Origin of the sequence: Pseudomonas sp. BGI-2, assembly GCF_004310295.1 — a bacterium.
Taxonomy (GTDB): domain Bacteria; phylum Pseudomonadota; class Gammaproteobacteria; order Pseudomonadales; family Pseudomonadaceae; genus Aquipseudomonas.
The window spans coordinates 224,128-243,156 of the sequence record NZ_SISB01000002.1 but is presented as its reverse complement, the minus strand read 5'-3'; the positions used below and the strand labels follow the sequence as shown (position 1 = coordinate 243,156).

Annotated in this window: 18 protein-coding genes; 3 read left to right on the top strand and 15 right to left on the bottom strand. The window is 59.3% G+C overall.

Annotation, left to right across the window (positions count from 1 at the left end):
• Positions 1 to 138 precede the first annotated feature (138 nt).
• The 5 genes from EYC95_RS02310 to EYC95_RS02290 form a co-directional block, all read right to left on the bottom strand.
• Positions 139 to 2,538 carry an autotransporter outer membrane beta-barrel domain-containing protein gene (locus EYC95_RS02310; protein ID WP_131058917.1) on the bottom strand — a complete coding sequence of 800 codons (2,400 nt, stop codon included), beginning with the start codon at positions 2,536 to 2,538 and terminating at the stop codon, positions 139 to 141.
• 334 nt (positions 2,539 to 2,872) lie between these two features.
• Positions 2,873 to 3,430 (bottom strand): DUF4136 domain-containing protein, encoded by a 558-nt coding sequence (locus EYC95_RS02305; RefSeq protein ID WP_131058916.1) that lies wholly within the window; start codon positions 3,428 to 3,430, stop codon positions 2,873 to 2,875.
• Positions 3,431 to 3,484: 54 nt separating this feature from the next.
• Positions 3,485 to 4,108: a DUF4136 domain-containing protein gene (locus EYC95_RS02300; RefSeq protein WP_131058915.1), complete on the bottom strand. Its 624-nt coding sequence runs from the start codon at positions 4,106 to 4,108 to the stop codon at positions 3,485 to 3,487.
• A 12-nt stretch (positions 4,109 to 4,120) separates the two neighbouring features.
• A complete protein-coding gene (locus EYC95_RS02295) occupies positions 4,121 to 4,870 on the bottom strand; it encodes a methyltransferase domain-containing protein (RefSeq protein WP_131058914.1) in 750 nt (249 codons plus the stop codon).
• The gene (locus EYC95_RS02290) at positions 4,870 to 5,172 is read right to left on the bottom strand and encodes a MazG-like family protein (RefSeq protein ID WP_109627796.1); all 303 of its coding nucleotides are present in this window, start codon (positions 5,170 to 5,172) and stop codon (positions 4,870 to 4,872) included. The genes EYC95_RS02295 and EYC95_RS02290 overlap by 1 nt, the downstream gene beginning before the upstream one ends.
• A gap of 275 nt (positions 5,173 to 5,447) precedes the next feature.
• Here EYC95_RS02290 and EYC95_RS02285 point away from each other — a divergent pair, with 275 nt between their 5' ends.
• Together EYC95_RS02285 and EYC95_RS02280 are read left to right on the top strand one after the other, a co-directional pair.
• Positions 5,448 to 5,741 (top strand): hypothetical protein, encoded by a 294-nt coding sequence (locus tag EYC95_RS02285; protein WP_109627794.1) that lies wholly within the window; start codon positions 5,448 to 5,450, stop codon positions 5,739 to 5,741.
• A 166-nt stretch (positions 5,742 to 5,907) separates the two neighbouring features.
• The gene (locus EYC95_RS02280) at positions 5,908 to 7,257 is read left to right on the top strand and encodes an MATE family efflux transporter (protein ID WP_131058913.1); all 1,350 of its coding nucleotides are present in this window, start codon (positions 5,908 to 5,910) and stop codon (positions 7,255 to 7,257) included.
• Positions 7,258 to 7,304: 47 nt separating this feature from the next.
• Here the strand turns inward: EYC95_RS02280 and EYC95_RS02275 are convergent, their stop codons facing one another.
• From EYC95_RS02275 to EYC95_RS02230, 10 genes are all read right to left on the bottom strand, one after another.
• Positions 7,305 to 8,102 (bottom strand): DUF4123 domain-containing protein, encoded by a 798-nt coding sequence (locus EYC95_RS02275; RefSeq protein WP_131058912.1) that lies wholly within the window; start codon positions 8,100 to 8,102, stop codon positions 7,305 to 7,307.
• Positions 8,099 to 9,421: a type VI secretion system Vgr family protein gene (locus EYC95_RS02270; RefSeq protein ID WP_131058911.1), complete on the bottom strand. Its 1,323-nt coding sequence runs from the start codon at positions 9,419 to 9,421 to the stop codon at positions 8,099 to 8,101. Before EYC95_RS02270 ends, EYC95_RS02275 begins: the two co-directional genes overlap by 4 nt.
• Positions 9,422 to 9,654: 233 nt before the next feature.
• Positions 9,655 to 11,568 carry an arginine decarboxylase gene (gene speA / locus EYC95_RS02265; protein ID WP_131058910.1) on the bottom strand — a complete coding sequence of 638 codons (1,914 nt, stop codon included), beginning with the start codon at positions 11,566 to 11,568 and terminating at the stop codon, positions 9,655 to 9,657.
• Positions 11,569 to 11,791: 223 nt separating this feature from the next.
• The gene (locus EYC95_RS02260) at positions 11,792 to 12,163 is read right to left on the bottom strand and encodes a translation initiation factor Sui1 (RefSeq protein ID WP_131058909.1); all 372 of its coding nucleotides are present in this window, start codon (positions 12,161 to 12,163) and stop codon (positions 11,792 to 11,794) included.
• A gap of 268 nt (positions 12,164 to 12,431) precedes the next feature.
• Entirely contained in the window at positions 12,432 to 12,989 is a 558-nt protein-coding gene (locus tag EYC95_RS02255; RefSeq protein ID WP_131058908.1) for an NUDIX hydrolase, read from the bottom strand.
• A 3-nt stretch (positions 12,990 to 12,992) separates the two neighbouring features.
• A complete protein-coding gene (locus EYC95_RS02250) occupies positions 12,993 to 14,060 on the bottom strand; it encodes a DUF2333 family protein (RefSeq protein WP_131058907.1) in 1,068 nt (355 codons plus the stop codon).
• Between the two features lie 153 nt (positions 14,061 to 14,213).
• On the bottom strand, positions 14,214 to 14,690 hold the full coding sequence (locus EYC95_RS02245) for a hypothetical protein (RefSeq protein ID WP_131058906.1): 477 nt from the start codon (positions 14,688 to 14,690) through the stop codon (positions 14,214 to 14,216).
• Positions 14,687 to 15,193, bottom strand: a complete 507-nt coding sequence (locus EYC95_RS02240; protein ID WP_131058905.1) for an Hcp family type VI secretion system effector — start codon at positions 15,191 to 15,193, stop codon at positions 14,687 to 14,689. The genes EYC95_RS02245 and EYC95_RS02240 overlap by 4 nt, the downstream gene beginning before the upstream one ends.
• Entirely contained in the window at positions 15,172 to 15,882 is a 711-nt protein-coding gene (locus EYC95_RS02235) for a hypothetical protein (RefSeq protein ID WP_131058904.1), read from the bottom strand. Before EYC95_RS02235 ends, EYC95_RS02240 begins: the two co-directional genes overlap by 22 nt.
• Positions 15,879 to 17,030 (bottom strand): DUF2515 family protein, encoded by a 1,152-nt coding sequence (locus EYC95_RS02230; protein ID WP_131058903.1) that lies wholly within the window; start codon positions 17,028 to 17,030, stop codon positions 15,879 to 15,881. Before EYC95_RS02230 ends, EYC95_RS02235 begins: the two co-directional genes overlap by 4 nt.
• Positions 17,031 to 17,356: 326 nt before the next feature.
• On the opposite strand from EYC95_RS02230, the gene gcbA reads away from it, so the two are divergent.
• Positions 17,357 to 19,027 (top strand): diguanylate cyclase GcbA, encoded by a 1,671-nt coding sequence (gene gcbA / locus EYC95_RS02225; protein WP_131058902.1) that lies wholly within the window; start codon positions 17,357 to 17,359, stop codon positions 19,025 to 19,027.
• The last annotated feature ends 2 nt before the right edge of the window (positions 19,028 to 19,029 follow it).

Sequence of the window (19,029 nt, the reverse complement as noted above, 5' to 3'; positions counted from 1 at the left end):
CATCGCGAGCAGGCTCACTCCCACAACGGCTCACCTGCGTGCACAAAATCTGTGATCGCCAACTATCCAATTTCGGAGTGACGGTGCGACGATTCGACCTGCTCGCGATGACGGTGGCGCAGGCACCACCGAACCCGATCAGAACGCGTAACGCACTTTCGCAGTAAACGTATCGGCATTGAAATCGCTGCCGGTCACGTAGTTATACGAACCACCCACGCTCCAGGCGCCCAGTCGGTAGTTGGCACCGAGGCCTACTTCATAGGTGTCACGCACCGGGGTCGTGCCGCGCGTGGTGAACGAATCGCCCCCCAGCACGAACGCCGAGGTGGTGGCGGTTTTGTCGCCGATGAAGTCGTGCCAGGCCATAACCTTTGCCTCAGGTTCGAGACTGCCGGCGCCGACATCAAACGCAGCGGCCAGCCGCGCACCGACACCCATCTCGCCGACTTCATAACGCTGACTGCCGACATTCAGCGACGCCGAACTGCCCTTCTCGCGATAAGCATCCATGCCCACGTTGGCATAACGCGCGCCGACCTGAGGCTCCAGCAGAAGGCTGTGATTGAGGCGAAAACTGTAGCCGGCCAACGCACTCACACCAAAGATGTCGCTGTCGTAATCGGCCTTGGCGCGAGTGCCGGCGATGTAGCGTTTGGACTCGTTGTCGTTCCAGCCGTACATCAGCGATGAGTCCACGAACCAGTTGTCGTGGGTCCAGTTGCCGTACAGCGTCAGCGCATGGCCGGTTACGTCGGTTTTGCTGCCGGCGTCGGATTTCACATCGGTGTTGAGGTAGCTGTATGCCAGACCGAGGGTGGTATCGGCGTTCAACTGGCCGTCGGCACCCACCGCGATGCCCTGGCTGTCGGCGTCGTAGCCATCGACACCACGGCGAGCGTCCTGATCGGCATTGCTCGTCAGCGCTTGCAGCCACACGCCTTTTTCAGTGGATGAATTCAGTGTGCGCGCGCGGCTCGAACGATCGTTGATCACGCTCGACACCAGCGTCTGACTGTTAGTGGCGGCGTGCAGCACACCACGGCTCACGTCCGGGCTGAGTTTTTCGGCGAGCGCGGCCAGCTCGACATCGGTGCTGGCATTGGCGAATGCCTGGAATACCGGGTCTTGCTCGTCGAGCCTGGCCATCAACGAATTGGAAAGACGCCCCACCGCAACCGCGGCGTTAGGCGTGCCCCCAGCGTCAAGGGTGTTTTGCGCAACCTCGTCATCCGCCTTGGTGCTGACCAACGCCTTCACATCATTACCTTCGACGCCATAACTCTTCACGTCGAGCAATGCGGATGAAGACACCACTGCCAGGTTTTCACCCCCGACCAGTGTGCCCGAGCGGATCAACGTGTAGCGATTGCCGCCGGCAGCGGTGCGGAAATCACTGGAGCGTGCCTGCAATTGCAGGTGTCCGCCGGGGCTGATATCAGTGGTGCCGGTGACGGTCAGAATCGGTCGATTGATGTCGGTATCGTTGCCCACGGACATTGCAAGAATCGAGTCGGCCTCTTCCATGTCGAAGTCGCCGATGATCGTCGTGTGAGGCTGCACCAGCGTCAGCTGGCCCTCTTGAATCGTCACGTAGCCGGCCTTGATGGTCGAACCGTCAAAAGTTGCTTCACCGTCAATCGATACGCCGGACAGGCCGAGTAAATCGCCTTTGACGTCGCCACCGGTCCAGTAAAGATAGCTCTGGCCATCATCGACCTGAATGGCGGCCTTGCCACCTTCAAGACGGCCGTAATGATAAATGCTCAGCGGGCCCATGCCGACAGGTTGATTGCTGACATGAATACCGATGCTTTCGCCCGAGATCGTGCCTGAGTTGAAAATGCTACCGGTCCTTACGCCGACAGGCGGGTTGAACGTCGCTTTTTTGAGGGTCAGTGCTTCAGCATTCGTGCCCGTGGCCTTGATGATCCCGCTATTAGAGACCGGCATCGTTTGTGTGGTGTTTTCGAGGTAAATACCGTGGGCATCCGTACCACTGGCAGTGATCGTGCCGTCGTTGATAATTCCTTTGCCGAACGTCGTATCGACGAACGAGACACCGGTAGCGTTGTTGCCGGTGATAGCAATTTCGCCAGAGTTAATGAAATTACCGCCGAACTGGACGCCTTGATCGGCAATACCAATCGACTCGCCGCTAGCGGCCAGGCCATTGAGCTTGATCGTTCCCTCATTGAACAGGTTGTAGTTGATTTTCGCCCACGTCACCCCGCCCGAGTTCAAGCCGATGCCGACACCGTGGGTGGCGCCATTGATGGTGATCGACCCTTTGTTTCTGACATCGTAGTTGGCCATGGGCCGGGTGAACTGCGCCGCGCTGGTGAGCGCCGACGGCGAGGTTTGCACCACACTCACACTGCCGATGAGGTTGACGAAATCATAATATTGGTTGGAGCTGATCAGCGGCCCGCTGCCCAGATCGTGGACGAACGTGACCGCCTGAACGCCGGCGGCGTGAACAGTGGCAACACAGACGGACAGCGCCAGCAAGGAGCGGCGCAGGCAAGAGGTGTTCAATCGAGAATCCCTTCTGAAACCTGGAAATGTTCCAGCAGGGCTAGCAGTTTCAATCAGGCATCCCTACCGGCCCGTCAGCAGGCTGCTTGTTCGGGCGCGGCAAATGTACACGAGCCATCATTTAGACACTACAGAAATGTCAAAGTGATGGCGTCAATTTATCAAGCACTGCAAGCGGAGGAGAAAAAGCAGCGCACCCAATGTGGGAACGACGGTGCGGCGATCCGACCTGCTCGCGATGGCGATGCATCAGGCGATATCTGTATCGACTGAACGACCGTCATCGCGAGCAGGCTCACTCCCACAGGGGGCTTGTGGTGTTTGAGGGCTGGGTTTAGCGCGGTGGATAGTTGGCGAGGATTCGCCCGACGGTTTCACGTATCGCCGTGCTGCGATCGGACGGATTCGTTGTACGGCTGAGCATTTGCTCATCGCTACCACGCCACACCAGTTTGCCGTCCTTGCCATCGAGCAGGTCGATCTGGATGGTCGCCACCTTATAGGTAACGTTGCGGGTTTCGTTGTACATCGGCCCGCCCCAGTAGCCGCTCCAGGGATTACCCCAACCGCCGCCATAGTTGGTGGTCACCTGTTGCTGGCGCTCTTCGACGATCAGGTAGGTCTGAACGTTCAATTCCCCTTTGCTGCCGGCTGCGGCCGGACGCAGGCCTCGCTGATCCAGTTGATCGGCAACCGATTGGCGGATGCGCTGTTCGGTCAGGTCGCTCTTGATCCGTGGGTCATCGGGGCGATATTGCAGGGCGGGTTCCTTCCAGGTCCAGCTGCGATAGGCGGCGAAGTCGCGGCTGGCATCGAAGTCATTATTGACCCGGTTGGCGGCACAGGCACTGAGCAACGCGGCCACAACCAGTAAAGCGAAACGGCGGATCATGATGATTCTCCGGTTGAAGACATGAACCTGTGAAAGGCTTCTCAACTAGAGAAGCTAACTAGGAGGATACGCCGACATGGCCTTTTCCACAGCCTCCCGTATTGCATCGGCACGCTCACTTTGACTACCCCGATTACCGGTTTCGGCGCTGGCACTCCACACCGGCTGACCGCTTTGAGCGTCGAACAAATCGACCCGCACAACCACGACCTGTTCCTGATAAGTGCGCACGATCGGCACCGTGTTGTACATGCCATACCCGTTGCCATAGCGGTTGTAACCACCGCCATAGTAGCCCCCGCCGTAATAACCATAGTCATCCTGAACCTGGCGCAAACGGGTTTCAAGATGCAGATTGGCGCTGACAAACAGGTCGGCCGGGCGGGCGTTATCGTGCAATGGGCGCAAGCCGCGCTGATCGAGGGCGTTGCTGACCGCTTCGGCGACCTGGGCCGAGTCCGCCCAGGCGCTGCCAGGTGGCAGCTGACCGTTGAGCCAGGCCCAGCTGCGGTAACGCCCATAGTCACGCGGCGGTGCCGGGTAGGCACTGCGGTCGATCGTGTTCGCCGCCTGAGGCGGTGCGGGCGGCAAGGGGTTGGAGGTCGCCACATAAGGGTTGCTGCCCTGGCAGGCCGCCAACCCGAGACAGATCACCAGTAACCCTGAACGACTTTTCATGTTGCGCTCCGATCAGACCGGCCGACAGATCCAGTGCAAATAGCGCCCAAGCCCGGCGAAGCTTGGGTGACGGCGGTGGGCCAGCTCCATTTCGAGCAAGTCCACAAGTTCGGCGCGTGCCTGAAATTCCACCGGCATGTAGTCGTGAAAAACCCGCACCCCGCTCTGGGTTTCGACCTGCCACAGCCCCTCAAGTTGCGCCGCCAGTTCACGCGGATCAAGGGGCTGCTGCGGGGTCAGGCTCTGCTTCTCGCCGGCCATGTCGTTCTTGCGCATCTTGCGGAAATGACCTTTGAGCAAGTTGCGGTAGATCAGCGCATCGCGGTTGTAGAAGGCCAGCGACAGCCACCCATCCTGCTTGGTCAACTGATGCAGGACCGGCAGGATCGCATGGGGTTCGGCCAGCCATTCCATCACGGCGTGGCACAGCACCAGGTCGTAAGGTTCGGTGAGCTGACCGAGCAACTCCTGCCACGGCGCCTGAATGAAAGTAGCGGTCTGCCCGGCGTCAGCGAAGCGCTGGCGGGCGCCTTCGAGCATCGGTTCGGCGGGTTCGGCCAGCGTGACGTCATGACCGCGCTGGGCCAGCCACAACGACATGTGCCCCAGGCCCGCGCCGATATCCAGCACGCGCAACGGCCGGTCCGGCAGGGTTTCGGCCAAGTCGGCCTGAAGTACAGCCAAACGGATCGCGCCTTTGGCACCGCCGTAGATTTTTTCGGCAAACCGGGTCGCCAGTTGATCGAAATGACGATCGCTCATCAGCTGAACCTCTTTTCGCTGTCCGCGAGTTTGCTGCGCACCACTTCATTCATGTCCAACCCCAACTCGCCGCACAGCAGCAGTAAATAGAGCACGATGTCGCCGATTTCCTGCCCGGCGTGAGCGAGCTTATCCGCCGGCAACTGGCGCGACTGGTCTTCAGTCAGCCACTGGAAAATCTCCACCAGCTCGGACATTTCCACGCTCGCGGCCATGGCCAGGTTTTTCGGGCTGTGAAATTGCCGCCAGTCATTGCGGTCACGGATGGCGTGCAGGCGTTCGGTCAGTTCAACAAGGTTCATCGGGCTCTCCTGAAGGCGTATAGCTTCGGGGGGATGGCCGGGGATGGCAAGTGGGCAGATTTAATGTGGGAGCCACGGTGCGGCGATCCGACTTGCTTGCGATAGCGGACTGAAATCCAACACCGATGTTGACTGACAGACCGCTATCGCGAGCAAGCCCGCTCCCACAGGGGCTATGCAACCCTCTATGCTTGTGGGGAACTCGGCACCGTGATCCATGGCCCAAGGCTCAAGTCCGGCAAGCACGCCACCACTTACATCAGGACGTTCACGACATGCAGGTAGAAAGTTTTTTTGAATGGCTCGGCCAGGCACTCGGTTCGGTCATCCGGTTTATCGTTGATGGCCTCAGCGGCTTGTTCAACCTGTTAAGCCATGCCGGCAGCAATTTTGTCGAAGGCTTGTCCCGTGCGTTGGGGATGGATACTTCGATCATCAGCATCATTGCGCTGATTCTGGGGCTGATGCTGTTGTGGTCGGCGATCCGGGCATTCATGAACGCGTCGATCATCATGGGGATTATCTGGTTGTTGTTGGGGCTGTGGTTGCTGAGCTGGATCATTCACTGACACCACCAATCCCCCCTGTGGAAGTGAGCCTGCTCGCGAATGCGCAGTGTCAGACGACATCAATATTGACTGGACTGCCGCCATCACGCGAGCAGGCTCGCTCCTACAATGGATCGCTGTAGATCTCAAATGTGTCGCTACAATGCCCGCTCCCCAAGGAGCCTGCATGTCCAACCTGATTGCCGACTGGCGCGACCGTCCTACCCATCGTCGGGTCTGGGCGCTGGCCGCGCCGATGATTCTTTCGAACATTTCCGTTCCGCTGGTAGCACTGGTCGACAGTACCGTCATCGGTCACCTGCCCCACGCCCATCAGTTGGGCGCCGTCGCGGTAGGGGCCAGCCTGTATACCTTTCTGGCTTGGGGCATGGGCTTTCTGCGCATGGGCACGACGGGGTTCGCTGCCCAGGCTGCCGGACGCGGGGATGGCGCGGCGTTGCGGCAGATTTTGTTGCAGGGCTTGTTGCTGGCGATGGGGCTGGCCATTGTCCTGGGCGCACTGGGCGTGCCGTTGAGCGGCGTCGCGTTGCATTTCATGCAGCCTTCGGCCGAGCTCGATCAACTGACCCGCGAATTTTTCCACACCCGGCTATTCGGTCTGCCGGCGGCGCTGGCCAGTTATGCGCTGGTCGGCTGGTTCCTTGGCACCCAGAACGCCCGGGCACCGCTGGCGATTCTCTTGAGCACCAACCTGGTGAACATCGCGCTGAACCTGTGGTTCGTCCTCGGTCTGGACTGGGGCGTGGTCGGCGCGGCCAGGGCGTCGGTGATCGCCGAATGGACCGGCGCCGTGATCGGACTGCTGATGACCCGAAAAGCCCTGCGTGCCTATCCCGGCCACATTGCCTGGGCCGCATTGGCGTTGTGGCAAAGCTGGCGGCCACTGCTGGCCGTCAACCGCGATATTTTTATCCGCAGCCTGGCGCTGCAATCGGTGTTTTTTCTGATCACCGTACAGGGGGCACGGCTGGGTGATGCCACCGTCGCCGCCAACGCCCTGCTGCTCAATGGCTTGCTGCTGACCGCCCACGCGCTGGATGGTTTGGCCCATGCTGTGGAAGCCCTGTGCGGGCATGCCATCGGCGCGCGCGATCGAGAAGCGTTGCGTCGTTCATTGGTGGTTGCCTGCGGCTGGTCGTTGCTGGCGAGCCTGGGCTTTGCCGTGCTGTTCGCCTTCGCCGGGCACCTGTTCATCGAGATGCAGACCGACATCCAGAGCGTGCGCGACACTGCGTTTATCTACCTGCCCTACCTCGCCGTGCTACCGCTGATTGCTGTGTGGAGTTACTTGCTCGACGGGCTGTTCATCGGTGCCACGCGTGCCCGGGAAATGCGCAACGGCATGCTGCTGACGGTCATTGCGCTGCTGCCGTTCGCCTGGGCACTACAAGGCTTGGGCAACCACGGACTGTGGATAACGTTCCTGTTGTTCATGGCGTTGCGCAGCCTGACCCTCGGCGCGATTGCCTGGTTGCTGCGCAAGAATGACGGCTGGTTCACAGGCCGAGTTGATTGAGTCGGCATCCGCCGGATAGGGGCCGCCATCAACATCGAACCGTGTGTTCAGGGTTGATCGTTCTGCCACAGGTTGCGCAGGCTATCGAGACGTTCCTGCTGGGTAACGCCCGGCAATGGCTGAACGGGCGTAGCGCCAGGGTACTGCAAGCGCAGCCATAACCAGCCATCGAGCACCACGCGTTCGCTGAAACCCAGCGCCAGCCCTTCCTGCACGTGAGCCCACAGGTGGTGGTAATCGGTCCCGGTGGACCGGCTCCAATGCCAGGCATGCTGCTCAAGCAAGCAGGTTTGCAAGGAGTCCCGCTGACGAGGCGTCAGATTTTCCTCGATGGCTAACGGGCTGACGGCAAGCCCCGGATTGAACAACTGCTGCCAGCCCTGACTGCCGATTGCGCGGTCGGCCCAGGTTCCGCCGAACCAGCGCAACTGACTGATCGGCCCCAGCCAGCGACTCAGTTCCAGGGCATCGCAGGCATCGAAAAAGTAGCTCGCGGTGTGGGGGTTGTAGTAACTCAACAACGCGCGGTGGTGCAGGCCGAAGGTGACCGTGAGCATGCGGCGCAAATGCTCGAGCAGTTGCGCCGACGAAGCCTCACTGACCAGCAACAAACCGCTCCAGATGTGAGGTTCGCGCAGGCACAATTCGGCCAGTGCCGGGCAGCCCTTGAGATCGATCAACAGCGGCCCGTGCTCGCGTATCGGCTGCAATTCGGTGCCATCGAACAGCCAGAACCGTCGGACTTGCGCAAACTGCTGGCGCAGCACCGCACCGGCCCGGGGCTCCCCCGGGACATCGAGCAACAGCCATTGCGCGATGGAGTCGGGCGCCTGGGCTACGATCATGCCGCACCGCTCTGGCCAAACTGCGTTGCTGCCCGGCAGGTGCAGAAGGCTTGCGCACATTGGCTGAAACTGCCCCCGCCGGGCAGCAGACACAGCAGCACGATCGGTTCGCTGGATTGCAACAAACGCAACAGTCCGTCGACCGCAACGTGGTCATCTGTTGCAGCAGCGGGTGGAAGCTCAGGCAAGTCTGACGCTTGGGTGAAGGGTGGGCCGGGAAGAAAACCAGTGATTAAGGGTTGATCCGGATCACCTTCGATATAGCTCACCAGCACCTGCGCACCTTCACTCAACGGCATGACGTGCGCGCCGTCCAGCTCCGGTGCCAACGGCAGCCAGCAGTGGCTGGGCGCAGCGCCTTCGCCCTGATAGACCCAGTCAAATTGCACGGCAACGGGTCTGGATGAATCGGGTTGCGGCTCATCGACATCGACCACCCAGGCCCGCTGCAAGCTGTGCATCCGGGGTTTCATGGTCGAATGAGGCGCCGCGAAAGGAAACTCCCCGGCAACAGCGCGGATCTGGTTGCCATAAGCAAACCCCGGCGTCTGCCCGCCCTGATGCTCGACATGGGTCAGCAGCCAGAGACGATTCCAGTCGGCGCACGGATGGCTTGAAAGCAGAACGCGCTGACCGCTGCGCAGCGTCATCAGGTTCGTCTGACCTTCGCCAGCCTGCGTCTTGCCTTGAACCTTGAACTGCTGCACGCCGGGCTGTTCGGTGTCGGGTTCAAAGACCATCTCGGCTCCCCGCTGAAACTGTCCCTGCCCGTCACCAAAAACCAGACAGTGCCCGCGCCGGCGATGCTCGAAGTGGTAATGAAGCCCTTCCTGAGTACACAGACGCTGGAGAAACCGCAGATCCGATTCCCGGTATTGCGTGCAGAAATCACGGAGTGGGTAATCGCCGCTAAGGTCAAAGCGCCGATCCTTGCCGACAATGCCATGCTCCTTGAGCACCTGGGCGAGGATCTCGGGTACAGAACGGTTACTGAAGATACGCTGGCTGAAACGCTGGGCCAGGCAGGCCAGTTTCGGCCTCAGACGCACGCGACAAAGCCTCGGGGCAGCACCATGACCAGCCTGGACGAGCTCATGCAACTGCCCGTGAAAACCGGTCCCCGGCGGCCCGAGATGCAAAAAGGCCGGACGGTACAACAGGCTTGCCAGGTCCAATGTCGGGTCATCGATCAGCAGATCAACGTCGAACACGAAGGGTTCGTTGATCGCTTCACTGCCGGTAAAGGCCAAGACCTCAACGGGGTCGGGCAGACCCTCTACATCCAGACGAAATGACGGCTCGTTGACTGGATCGAACATCGGCGATTCTCTACAGGAGGGGCGGCCGGGGATTCTCTCTGAGAGAGTTGGCCGAGTAGAGTGCCGAAGTACAACTTAGGAAATGACCTACGCGAAAAGAGGACCACATCGCTTGGATAGCCGGGGATGTGAGTCATTTCGCTTGAAATCAGGGAAGCGTCCCACCAGGTCATCTGAAATTTCCGCAGCGTGCGGAACATTTTCTGACAACCTGATGAGAGCAGTGCCTTACCTCAAGAAGACAGGTAAGACGAACGGGTCAGGCCCAGACGCAAAGCATCGAGGAACTGGGTGCGCTCGGCAGCAGTGATGCGCGCACTCGCGCACTTGTCGCGGTAGTGGGTCATCAGCTCTTCCGGCGACAAGTGCACATAACGCAGCATGTCTTCGATGGTGTCGTGGGTTTCGATACCGGCGTGGTACACGCTGCCGTCGGCGTTCTGGTAGATGTTCACCGAATCGGTGTCACCAAACAGGTTGTGCATGTCGCCGAGGATTTCCTGGTAGGCGCCGACCAGGAAGATACCCAGCAGGTAGTCTTCGCCTTCGTTCAAACCGTGAACCGGCAGGCTGGTTTCGATGCTCTGCTCGTCGACGTATTGCTTGATCTTGCCGTCGGAGTCGCAGGTCAAATCTTGCAGCACGGCGCGGCGCAGTGGCTCTTCGTCGAGGCGGTGCAGCGGCAGGATCGGCAGCACCTGACCGATGGCCCAGGTGTCCGGCAGGCTCTGGAATACCGAGAAGTTGCAGATGTACTTGTCGGCGAGCTTGTCGTTGAGTTCGTCGAGCACCTGACGGTGCGAACGCTGACGGGCCTTCAACGAGTTGTGCAGGCGACGGCACACGGCGAAGTAGCATTGCTCGGCCAGGGCTTTTTCAGCCAGGGTCATCTTGCCATCGGCGTACTGGGTGGCCACGTCGCTCATGTAGTGCGTCGCGCGCCAGTAGGTTTCGGTGACCATCTCGATGTCGGTCGGGCCCAGCAGGTCAACCAGCCACTGCACGGTTTCCGGCAGCTCTTCCTTGTTTTCGATCTGCGGCACGTCGTCGTTGTGTTTCTCGACGTCGGTTACTTGCACCACCAGCATGGCGTGGTGAGCGGTCAGCGAGCGGCCGCTTTCGGAGAAGATGTTCGGGTGCGGCAGGTTCTGCGCGTCGCAGAATTCCTTGAGCATCCCGACCACGACACCGGCGTAATCGTCCATGTCGTAGTTGATCGAACTGGCGTTGCGCGAGTGCGTACCGTCGTAGTCCACGCCCAGACCGCCGCCGACGTCGATGTGGTCAACCGGCAAGCCGAGGTTGCGCAGTTCACCGTAGTAACGAATCGCTTCCTTGAAGCCGTGCTGGTAGTCCGCCAGGTTGGCGATCTGCGAGCCCATGTGGAAGTGCAGCAAGCGAATGCCTTGATCCAGGCCGGCCGCGCGGAAACGCTCGACCACCGACAGCAACTGCGCCGCCGACAGACCGAACTTGGATTTCTCGCCACCGGTGTCCGCCCACTTGCTCGACGCCAGGGAAGACAGACGCACGCGCAAACCAACCTGCGGCTTGACCTTGAGCGAGGCGGCTTCTTCGATCACCAGCGCGACTTCGGATTCTTTCTCGATCACGATGAACACGTTGTGGCCAAGCTTCTGGCCGATCAGCGCCAGACGAATGAACTCGCGGTCCTTGTAACCGTTGCAGACGATGGTGCCGCCCTTCGGCGCCAGGGCCAACACGGCCAGCAGCTCAGGCTTGGAGCCGGCTTCCAGGCCGATGGAAACGTCCTGGGTGGCGATGATGTTTTCGATCACCGCTTCTTGCTGGTTTACCTTGATCGGGTACAGCGCGGTGTACTTGCTCTGGTATTCCAGGCGCTCGATGTTGGCGTCGAACGCACCGGTCAACTGACGCACGCGGTCTTGCAGAATGTCAGGAAAACGCACCAGCAACGGCAAGGACAGGCCGCTTTGGCGCAGCTGGTCGACTTGCTCGAAGAGGTCGATAGGCGAACTGGTCGGACCGTTCGGACGAACTTCGACGCGACCGGCGTCATTGATCGCGAAGTACCCGGCCCCCCAATGGCGAATCCCGTAAACACTGCGGCTGTCCGCAACTGTCCATTGGCTGCCATCGTCTTTGCGTGTGCGTCGTACGGACATTGAAGTCCCCTATAAAGAAGTCATAGAGCGTCGCCTGGGTTCAGGCCGGCGCAGTCTAAAGAATGAAAATGACGATTAGCCTGCATGCAAGGGCCATAGACCTCACATTCAGCGCTGAGTTTAGAAACCGGTCAGAACAGGCTCTGTGAAAACCATGTAGACGACGCCAGGCCAGAGTAGAAACGGGACTGGATCAAGCCGGGGGTGGTTTTCACAGAGGCTGCTAGCCGCCGGATTTCTTCGCTTTGAAACCCAGCTTGATCAGTTCAGCCAAGAGTAGCTCGACATGATCGCCCTGGATTTCGATGATTGCGTCTTTCAACGCTCCCCCGGTCCCGCAACGTTTCTTCAACGTGGTGGCCAGGTCCTTGAGCGCTTCTTCCGCCAACGGCACGCCGGTAATGGTGGTCACCGTCTTGCCACCGCGACCCTTGCTTTCGCGACGCACGCGAGCGATGCCGTCACCGGCCGGGATAACGGTCTGTTTGCAGATGCAGGCGTCCACCGGTTTACTGCAATCGGGGCAATGACGACCTGCGTCGGTGGAAAATACCAAGCCACCAAGGGCGGCGAAGGATGCGGCTTTTTTGGCCACCGGCAATCCTCTTGGGAGGACAAAGACTGGTCGCAGCAACTCGGGAAGCTGCCATCGACCGCGAAGCCCCACTCAGGCAGGGGCAGCGCTACTGATACGGTACAACCCTGTAGGAGCGAAGCTTGCTCGCGAAGAACGCAAGGACGATGCGTACATCCTGAATGTATGCGTTATCGTTGAAGACCTTCGCGAGCAAGCTTCGCTCCTACAAAAGGTCGCGCAGTGTAACGGCAAAAAGCCGACTTGCTAAGAGCCAATCGGTGCCAATTTATAGCTCTTTTGCGACGTTCTCGCCACGCGCGCGCAGATAGCGCTTCAACGCGGCCAAAGAGTCCGGGCAATAAGGCTTTTGCTGGATTTCCAGCAGGACCTGATCGATGGGGATGAAGCGCGCTTCCAGCACCTCTTCCGGCTGCAGGATCAACGGGCCGTCCCACACCGCCGAAAATGCCGAACACCAGAGGCGATTGCCGGTGTCCTCGAAGAAGAAGTGATCATGAGCGGTCAGTTCTACGCCGCTCACACCCAGCTCTTCTTCCAGTTCACGTGCAGCCGATTCGGCATACGTCTCGGTGGCGAGCACCATGCCGCCCGCCGCCACGTCCCAGTAACCGGGATAAATGGCCTTGCTCAGGGTTCGACGGTGAACGCACAGTTCACCGGCCGAATTGAACAGCATGATGTAGGTGCCGCGCCCGATCAGCCCGCGCTCGCGCAGGTCGGAACGGACCAAAGCGCCGAGCAGGTTGTCCTGCTCGTCGACCCAGGCGATCTGTTCGGCATCCGAGGCCGCGCGGTGGGCAGCCTCTTTGGCAGTATCGACCATGACTCAGCCCTGATTGAGCAATTGACGCAGATCGATCACTGCGGCGTTGGCCCGGGAGATGTAGTTGGCCATGACCAGCGAGTGGTTGGCCAGCACGCCAAAGCCGCTGCCGTTAAGGATCATCGGGCTCCAGACCGGTTCTTGCGAGGCTTCCAGCTCACGAATGATCTGGCGCACGCTGACCGTGGCGTTTTTCTTGGCCAGCACATCGGCGAAGTCGACTTCGATGGCGCGCAACAGATGGGACAAGGCCCAGGCCTGGCCGCGGGCTTCGTAGAACACATTGTCGATCTGCATCCACGGGGTTTCGACGATCTCTTCGTCAACCTGCGGCACCTGACCTGGAGCGACGACTTCAGTTTTCAATGCGGTGTTGAGCTTGACCCGGCCAACACTGGCCGACAGCCGTTGCGACAGCGAACCCAGACGGGTGCCGACATCGCCCAGCCAGTTGTTCAGGTTGTCGGCGCGGGCATAGAACAGCGCGTTTTTCTGCGACGGATCGGACAGGCGCGCCTGATAACGGCTCAGGGAACTAATGCCTTCCAGGTACTCGGACTCGCTGGACGGCAGCACCCAGCTCTTATTGTCGAAGTTGAAACGCGGCTCGGCCTTGGCCAGATCAGAGTCTTCGGCAGATTGCGATTGCGAGCGGGCGAAGTCTTTACGCAAGGCACGCGTCAAGTCACGGACCTGGACCAGCACGCCATATTCCCAGCTCGGCGTGTTGTCCATCCACAGGCCCGGCGGGAAACGGTCGTTGGAAATATAGCCACCCGGCTTGGTCAGCAAAGTACCGGCGACGGTCTTGAGGGTTTCGACCGTGGTGTAGCCGATGACCATTTGCTTGCCTTCTTTCTCGGCGGCCATCTGGGCATTCTGCTGAACCGGGAACAGTGCAGGTTCCTGGCTCCAGTACCAGCCCAGCGCAATAGCCACCAGCAGGTAAATGGCAATCAGAGTGGCCAGCGCCCGGCTGAACAACAGGCCACCCAAGTAACTGCGGGTGGCCGATTTCGGTTCAGCGGCACGTTCAGGCGCGCTGCCCGCGCGATTCTTCCAGTCCAGCATGGCGATATCCTTTCAATCACTTGAGTTCATCGGTTCGACCACAACCATACAACAACGTGCCTTTGGCCGGCACCTGCCGTTGGGTTAATCCAAAAAAATTACGGCCGAACCTGCGGCAATCGTTGCCGATAAACTCAAGCGTCCATCCATGCGCTATACGCCTATGACCTCCATTGAAATCTGCCGCACCTCGGCCTGCGCAAAAAGATGGGCGATGCCTTCGCCGTCGGTTCTTCTCTGGGCAGCCTGCCCGTCCACGGTTGCGACGTAACGCTGCTGCGCCAGCGGCTCGGCCGTTATGCTGTCAACGAGGCGGAAAATCCTTGGCGATCGTGAGGTCTGGGCTGGCGGATTTTTCATCAAATCAATGATCTTCTGATCGATGATCCGGACCGGTATTGGCCAGTCGCCGTAGTCGGCCTCAGCCCGGATCAACCGCCACGATCCACGCTCAAGCGGTTCAAGCACCTCGCTGTCGATATCGATCAACAGGCCCGCACGCAACTCGTCAAGACCTTCGATGGGTTGCCGATCAAGCAACGCCTGGCGCACGTGATCCAGCGCTTGCTCACTGGAATAGGCATGTTGGCGCTCCCACGCGGACAGATGAAATTCATTGACCAGCCTCATACCTGCTCCTCGGCGCGCCATTCGTCGGAGCCCATGGTCCGGCTGATCTCATGCCGCCAATAGATCCGCCGGTAACTGAAGTGTACCTTTTCCAGCTGAGTCAGGTGAGCAGTGCCGGGATCCTGGCAATGAGGCATGAGCACTTCAGCGCCGACGATCACCGCGTCTTCCAGCTCCATCGTGTAAAAATGTTCCTGGATTCCCTGAGCCGAGGTGCGATACCACTCGACGCGGCACTTGCTGAGCAGTTCCCCGGAACACAAGGCGATGTTGATCAGCGGCGACGACTTGTCGATTGCCTTGGTAATGACCAAGGGCTTGTGCATCCGGCGCCCCGCCCCCGACCCTTTGGGCACGAAAATGCCATGGCTCAGGGCTTGAATCATGATCTGGTCTTCGCGGCCCAGTTGGTAGACGTTGCCAACCGACGCCTCGGTGAAGGCGCCGGCGCTGATCAAGCCTTGTCTCTCACCATGGAGTGTCATGAAGGCGGGGGTTGGCATGGTGGGGCTCCGTCAGATTTGGATGGGAATACGGGAGTGATCGAATGGTCTTGAATCCGCGCATGCTCGGCGTATTCGAAGGGTAACCAGGGTTCAGCAAGAGTGACGAAGATTAAATAGCGCTGGTCAGTTCGATGACGAGAACGATTGAACGGCTCAAGGTCCAGCATTAGCTGATACCTGTCACCAGCCAACCAGAAAGACATTGCGTACCCTGTCCCGTCCCGAAGCCAAGCCCGCCATTCAGGCGTATCGGCTATCACAGGGTCATCAAGAACTTTCGCCGCAACCCAGCCTTTTTTGCGCCATTGATCATGCAAGCCCAGTACGACTTTAAGAGCGTCATCAAGCGGTAGTGGCTCGATTTGTGGGGATAAACGCACCGTTCCAACCCGTCCGTTCTTGGACGAGATTGTGAAATAGCGGGCCAGTGGCGTGACAAAACCATAATCAGGGTCATTGAAACGCAGGCATACACCGGATCTGGATTTGTTGGACCATACCTTTCCCGAGGGTATGGGGCCGATTGCAGCGTTTGAACGCTGAAGCATATCCTCCCAAGGCTCATTGATAATCAGGGAGATTTCGAAGTCGTCCAGCGTAGAGTCAATACACCAGCGCAGCAACGTCACCGCCAGCACCATCAGCAGTATGAAGCGCCAACCATCGATCCATCGTCGGAAATTCATGGAGGTGCACCACCGGCTGCAATTTCCCGGATCGACTGCTCTAGAGCAGAACGGTTATCGTCGCGCAACAGATCATCGAAACGTTCGGCAGCCCTGAGTACAAATACCATGCGCTGTTCAACATCGGAGAGGTTGGCCAGAGGATTGTTGCCAAAACCAACAGTGCGCCCATCATCAAGTCGCTGACATTGACTGGTAAGTGTCAGCTCGATTGCTTGGGCTACGCCTGAAGGGAAACCCGTAACAAAAGACGCATGATTGCCCTGCAGCAAAGCGGCGAGATGCGAGTCCTCATAAATAGTCGGCTGCAGGATATTTCGCTGTTCATGCTCTGCCAAATGCTCCACGCTCAATGCTACATCGCCTATTTCAATCGCGTCGAAAGCTTTCAAGATTTCGTCGTGTTGCAACCCGAACTGGAGCTTTTCCTGCCCTACCGGCCAAATCACCGGAAATTCCGGATGCCCAAAAATCCCAACCCGCGCTTTCAGGCACGTTTTCAATTCCTTGAGGCCTCGCTTCGCGTAAAACGCATGTAGAGGAAAAATATCCAGAAACAGCGTGGTGTTACCCAATGCCATCATCTCGTGCACATATCGAAATTGCTGCTGCACCAGAGACAAGTCCTCCCCCGTTAAATGCAGGTCAACAAAGGGAACAGGATTGCGCGCGTCTGCTTCTTTATAGTCACGCAAGGCGTCTGCCTGTTCCGCCATTCGGTCGGGCCTCAACAATCCGAACTCTCGGCGGCTATCTCGCAATCGCTGCCTGGTTTCCCGCTCATCACGGATTCGCTCCTCACTGTGCGCCGCACGCAAAAGTCCGCAGCCGACCTGCTTAGAGGCAAACGCAGCCAGCCCAGCCCACTGAAACCGCGAGTCGTGTAACCACAGTCGGGCATACGCAGCGTTGATCGCGCGATTCCGCTCCACTGGATCAACGATCAAAAACCCATCAGGAGCGATGATGTCTTCGGCCTCGCGCTGGTAGATGCGCCATAGGCCTGCGCAAGTCAGAATCGGTACATCGGTAACAAGCGTCTCGCTGCCATAAAGCCGCACCTCCTTACATTCACACTCAGCAACCGGCGTGCTGTTGTGGTTCAGGCGCTGCTCATCGCAGGGGTGTTCTTTGAAACACTGGGTCATGGTTTGCGGACGGCTTTCAAGGGAATCCCTGAACCCTATCAGCCACAAATCCCGATCGGATCATCTGTGCGGAAAATCAGAAATACCTGACAGACGAAGCTTGCCGAGCCCTGGGAAGTTGCCTTGAAATGATCAGGAGACGTCCTGAAACGCGCGATTCATCAGGCTCTATCGGTCAGTGATGCCCCGACCGAGACTCATCGGTCATAAACTGAATAACGTCGCTTTGCAGTTTATTGACGTGCGACACTCATGCGATCGAAAAAGAGGTGCTAGCATAGAGCCACCAGTCGATCTCAGCATGCACCCTAACTAGTAGTCAGGATATGACCGAGCCAGAAGACCCCAGCCGTGAGCGCCTCAAGCACCACTTTGCCCAGCGGGTAATTCATCAGGCACGTCAAATTCTTGAGATATGGCAGCGCCTGCAACGCAGCGAATGGTCCACCATCGATTTGTCGGAACTGAGCGAGGCCAACCTGCGCCTGCTGCGGTTTGCCGAGCGTTTCGAACAACCGGAACACACTCAACTGGCGCGCTACATCGGCCAGTCGCTGGAGGCTGTCGACGCCAATCGCGGACGCCTGAGCAGCGGACTGATCACCGACCTCAATCGCTTGATGCAGCGCCTGTCGCGAACCGGTCTGCGCCACGGCGATCAGCTCGATCAAACCTTTCTGCCGCCGCTGCGCAAGCCCATCTACGTGATGCTGCAGGATCATGACCGCGCCGAACGCCTGGCCAAGCAGCTGGAATTTTTCGGGCTCAGCGCCCAGTCCCTGGACAGCGTTGCTGCGTTTCGCTCCTCGATGGTCGAGCGCCTTCCTGCCGCGATCGTCATGGACGTGGACTTCAGTGGCCCCGGCATCGGCCTGAAACTGGCCGCCGAGGCCCAGGAAGGTCTCGACCATCGGCTGCCGCTTTTATTTTTCAGCTTGCTTGAAACCGACACCCCGACCCGCCTCGCCGCCGTGCGGGCCGGTGGCCAGGAATTCCTCACCGGCACCCTCGAAGCCTCGAGCCTGCTGGAGAAGATCGAAGTCCTGACCTGTGTCGCCCAGTACGAACCTTATAGAGTGTTGATCATCGACGACTCCCGCGCCCAGGCCTTGCACACCGAGCGCCTGCTCAACAGCGCCGGGATCGTCACGCGAACCTTGATCGACCCGATTCAGGCCATGGCTGAACTGGCGGACTTCCAGCCAGACCTGATCATCCTCGACATGTACATGCCGACCTGCACCGGCACGGAACTGGCCAAAGTGATCCGTCACAACGACCGTTACGTCAGCGTGCCGATCATTTACCTGTCGGCCGAAGACGATCTGGACAAGCAACTCGACGCCATGAGCGAAGGTGGTGACGACTTCCTGACCAAACCGATCAAGCCGCGACACCTGATCACCACCGTGCGCAACCGCGCGGCGCGGGCGCGCAATCTGAAAGCGCGGATGGTCCGCGACAGCCTGACCGGCTTGTACAACCACACCCACATCCTGCAATTGCTCGAAGACTGCAGCTTCCGCGCCCGCCGCGAGAGCAAGCCGCTGAGTTTTGCGATGCTCGACATCGACCACTTCAAACGGGTCAACGACAGCCACGGCCACCCCATGGGTGACCGGGTCATCAAGAGCCTGGCGCTGTTCCTCAAGCAGCGGTTGCGCAAGACCGACTTCATCGGCCGCTACGGCGGTGAAGAATTCGCCATCGTCATGCCGGACACCGATCTCGAATCGGCCCACAAAGTACTCGATGAAATCCGTCAGCGATTTGCCGAAATCCACTACCCGGCCCAGCCCCAGGATCTGTGGTGTACGTTCAGCGCGGGTGTGGTGGAGCTGTGCGAACACTCCGACAGCCTGATGATGGCCAGCCAGGCAGACGAAGCGCTGTACCGCGCCAAGGATGGCGGACGTAATCGCGTGCAAGCTGCGCGGACGTCAAAGCAAAGTGCCACTTTTTCATCGGAATGGACCCATTCGGTCATAACTCTGTAACA

Bases quoted from the DNA above. Each gene is read 5' to 3' on its own strand.
- EYC95_RS02290 (WP_109627796.1), bottom strand. From the start codon at position 5,172: ATGAACCTTGTTGAACTGACCGAACGCCTGCACGCCATCCGTGACCGC.
- EYC95_RS02285 (WP_109627794.1), top strand. From the start codon at position 5,448: ATGCAGGTAGAAAGTTTTTTTGAATGGCTCGGCCAGGCACTCGGTTCG.
- EYC95_RS02235 (WP_131058904.1), bottom strand. From the start codon at position 15,882: ATGAATTTCCGACGATGGATCGATGGTTGGCGCTTCATACTGCTGATG.
- EYC95_RS02295 (WP_131058914.1), bottom strand. From the start codon at position 4,870: ATGAGCGATCGTCATTTCGATCAACTGGCGACCCGGTTTGCCGAAAAA.
- EYC95_RS02230 (WP_131058903.1), bottom strand. From the start codon at position 17,030: ATGACCCAGTGTTTCAAAGAACACCCCTGCGATGAGCAGCGCCTGAAC.
- gcbA (WP_131058902.1), top strand. From the start codon at position 17,357: ATGACCGAGCCAGAAGACCCCAGCCGTGAGCGCCTCAAGCACCACTTT.
- EYC95_RS02280 (WP_131058913.1), top strand. From the start codon at position 5,908: ATGTCCAACCTGATTGCCGACTGGCGCGACCGTCCTACCCATCGTCGG.
- EYC95_RS02255 (WP_131058908.1), bottom strand. From the start codon at position 12,989: ATGGTCGATACTGCCAAAGAGGCTGCCCACCGCGCGGCCTCGGATGCC.
- EYC95_RS02250 (WP_131058907.1), bottom strand. From the start codon at position 14,060: ATGCTGGACTGGAAGAATCGCGCGGGCAGCGCGCCTGAACGTGCCGCT.
- EYC95_RS02245 (WP_131058906.1), bottom strand. From the start codon at position 14,690: ATGAGGCTGGTCAATGAATTTCATCTGTCCGCGTGGGAGCGCCAACAT.
- speA (WP_131058910.1), bottom strand. From the start codon at position 11,568: ATGTCCGTACGACGCACACGCAAAGACGATGGCAGCCAATGGACAGTT.
- EYC95_RS02275 (WP_131058912.1), bottom strand. From the start codon at position 8,102: ATGATCGTAGCCCAGGCGCCCGACTCCATCGCGCAATGGCTGTTGCTC.
- EYC95_RS02270 (WP_131058911.1), bottom strand. From the start codon at position 9,421: ATGTTCGATCCAGTCAACGAGCCGTCATTTCGTCTGGATGTAGAGGGT.
- EYC95_RS02240 (WP_131058905.1), bottom strand. From the start codon at position 15,193: ATGCCAACCCCCGCCTTCATGACACTCCATGGTGAGAGACAAGGCTTG.
- EYC95_RS02305 (WP_131058916.1), bottom strand. From the start codon at position 3,430: ATGATCCGCCGTTTCGCTTTACTGGTTGTGGCCGCGTTGCTCAGTGCC.
- EYC95_RS02300 (WP_131058915.1), bottom strand. From the start codon at position 4,108: ATGAAAAGTCGTTCAGGGTTACTGGTGATCTGTCTCGGGTTGGCGGCC.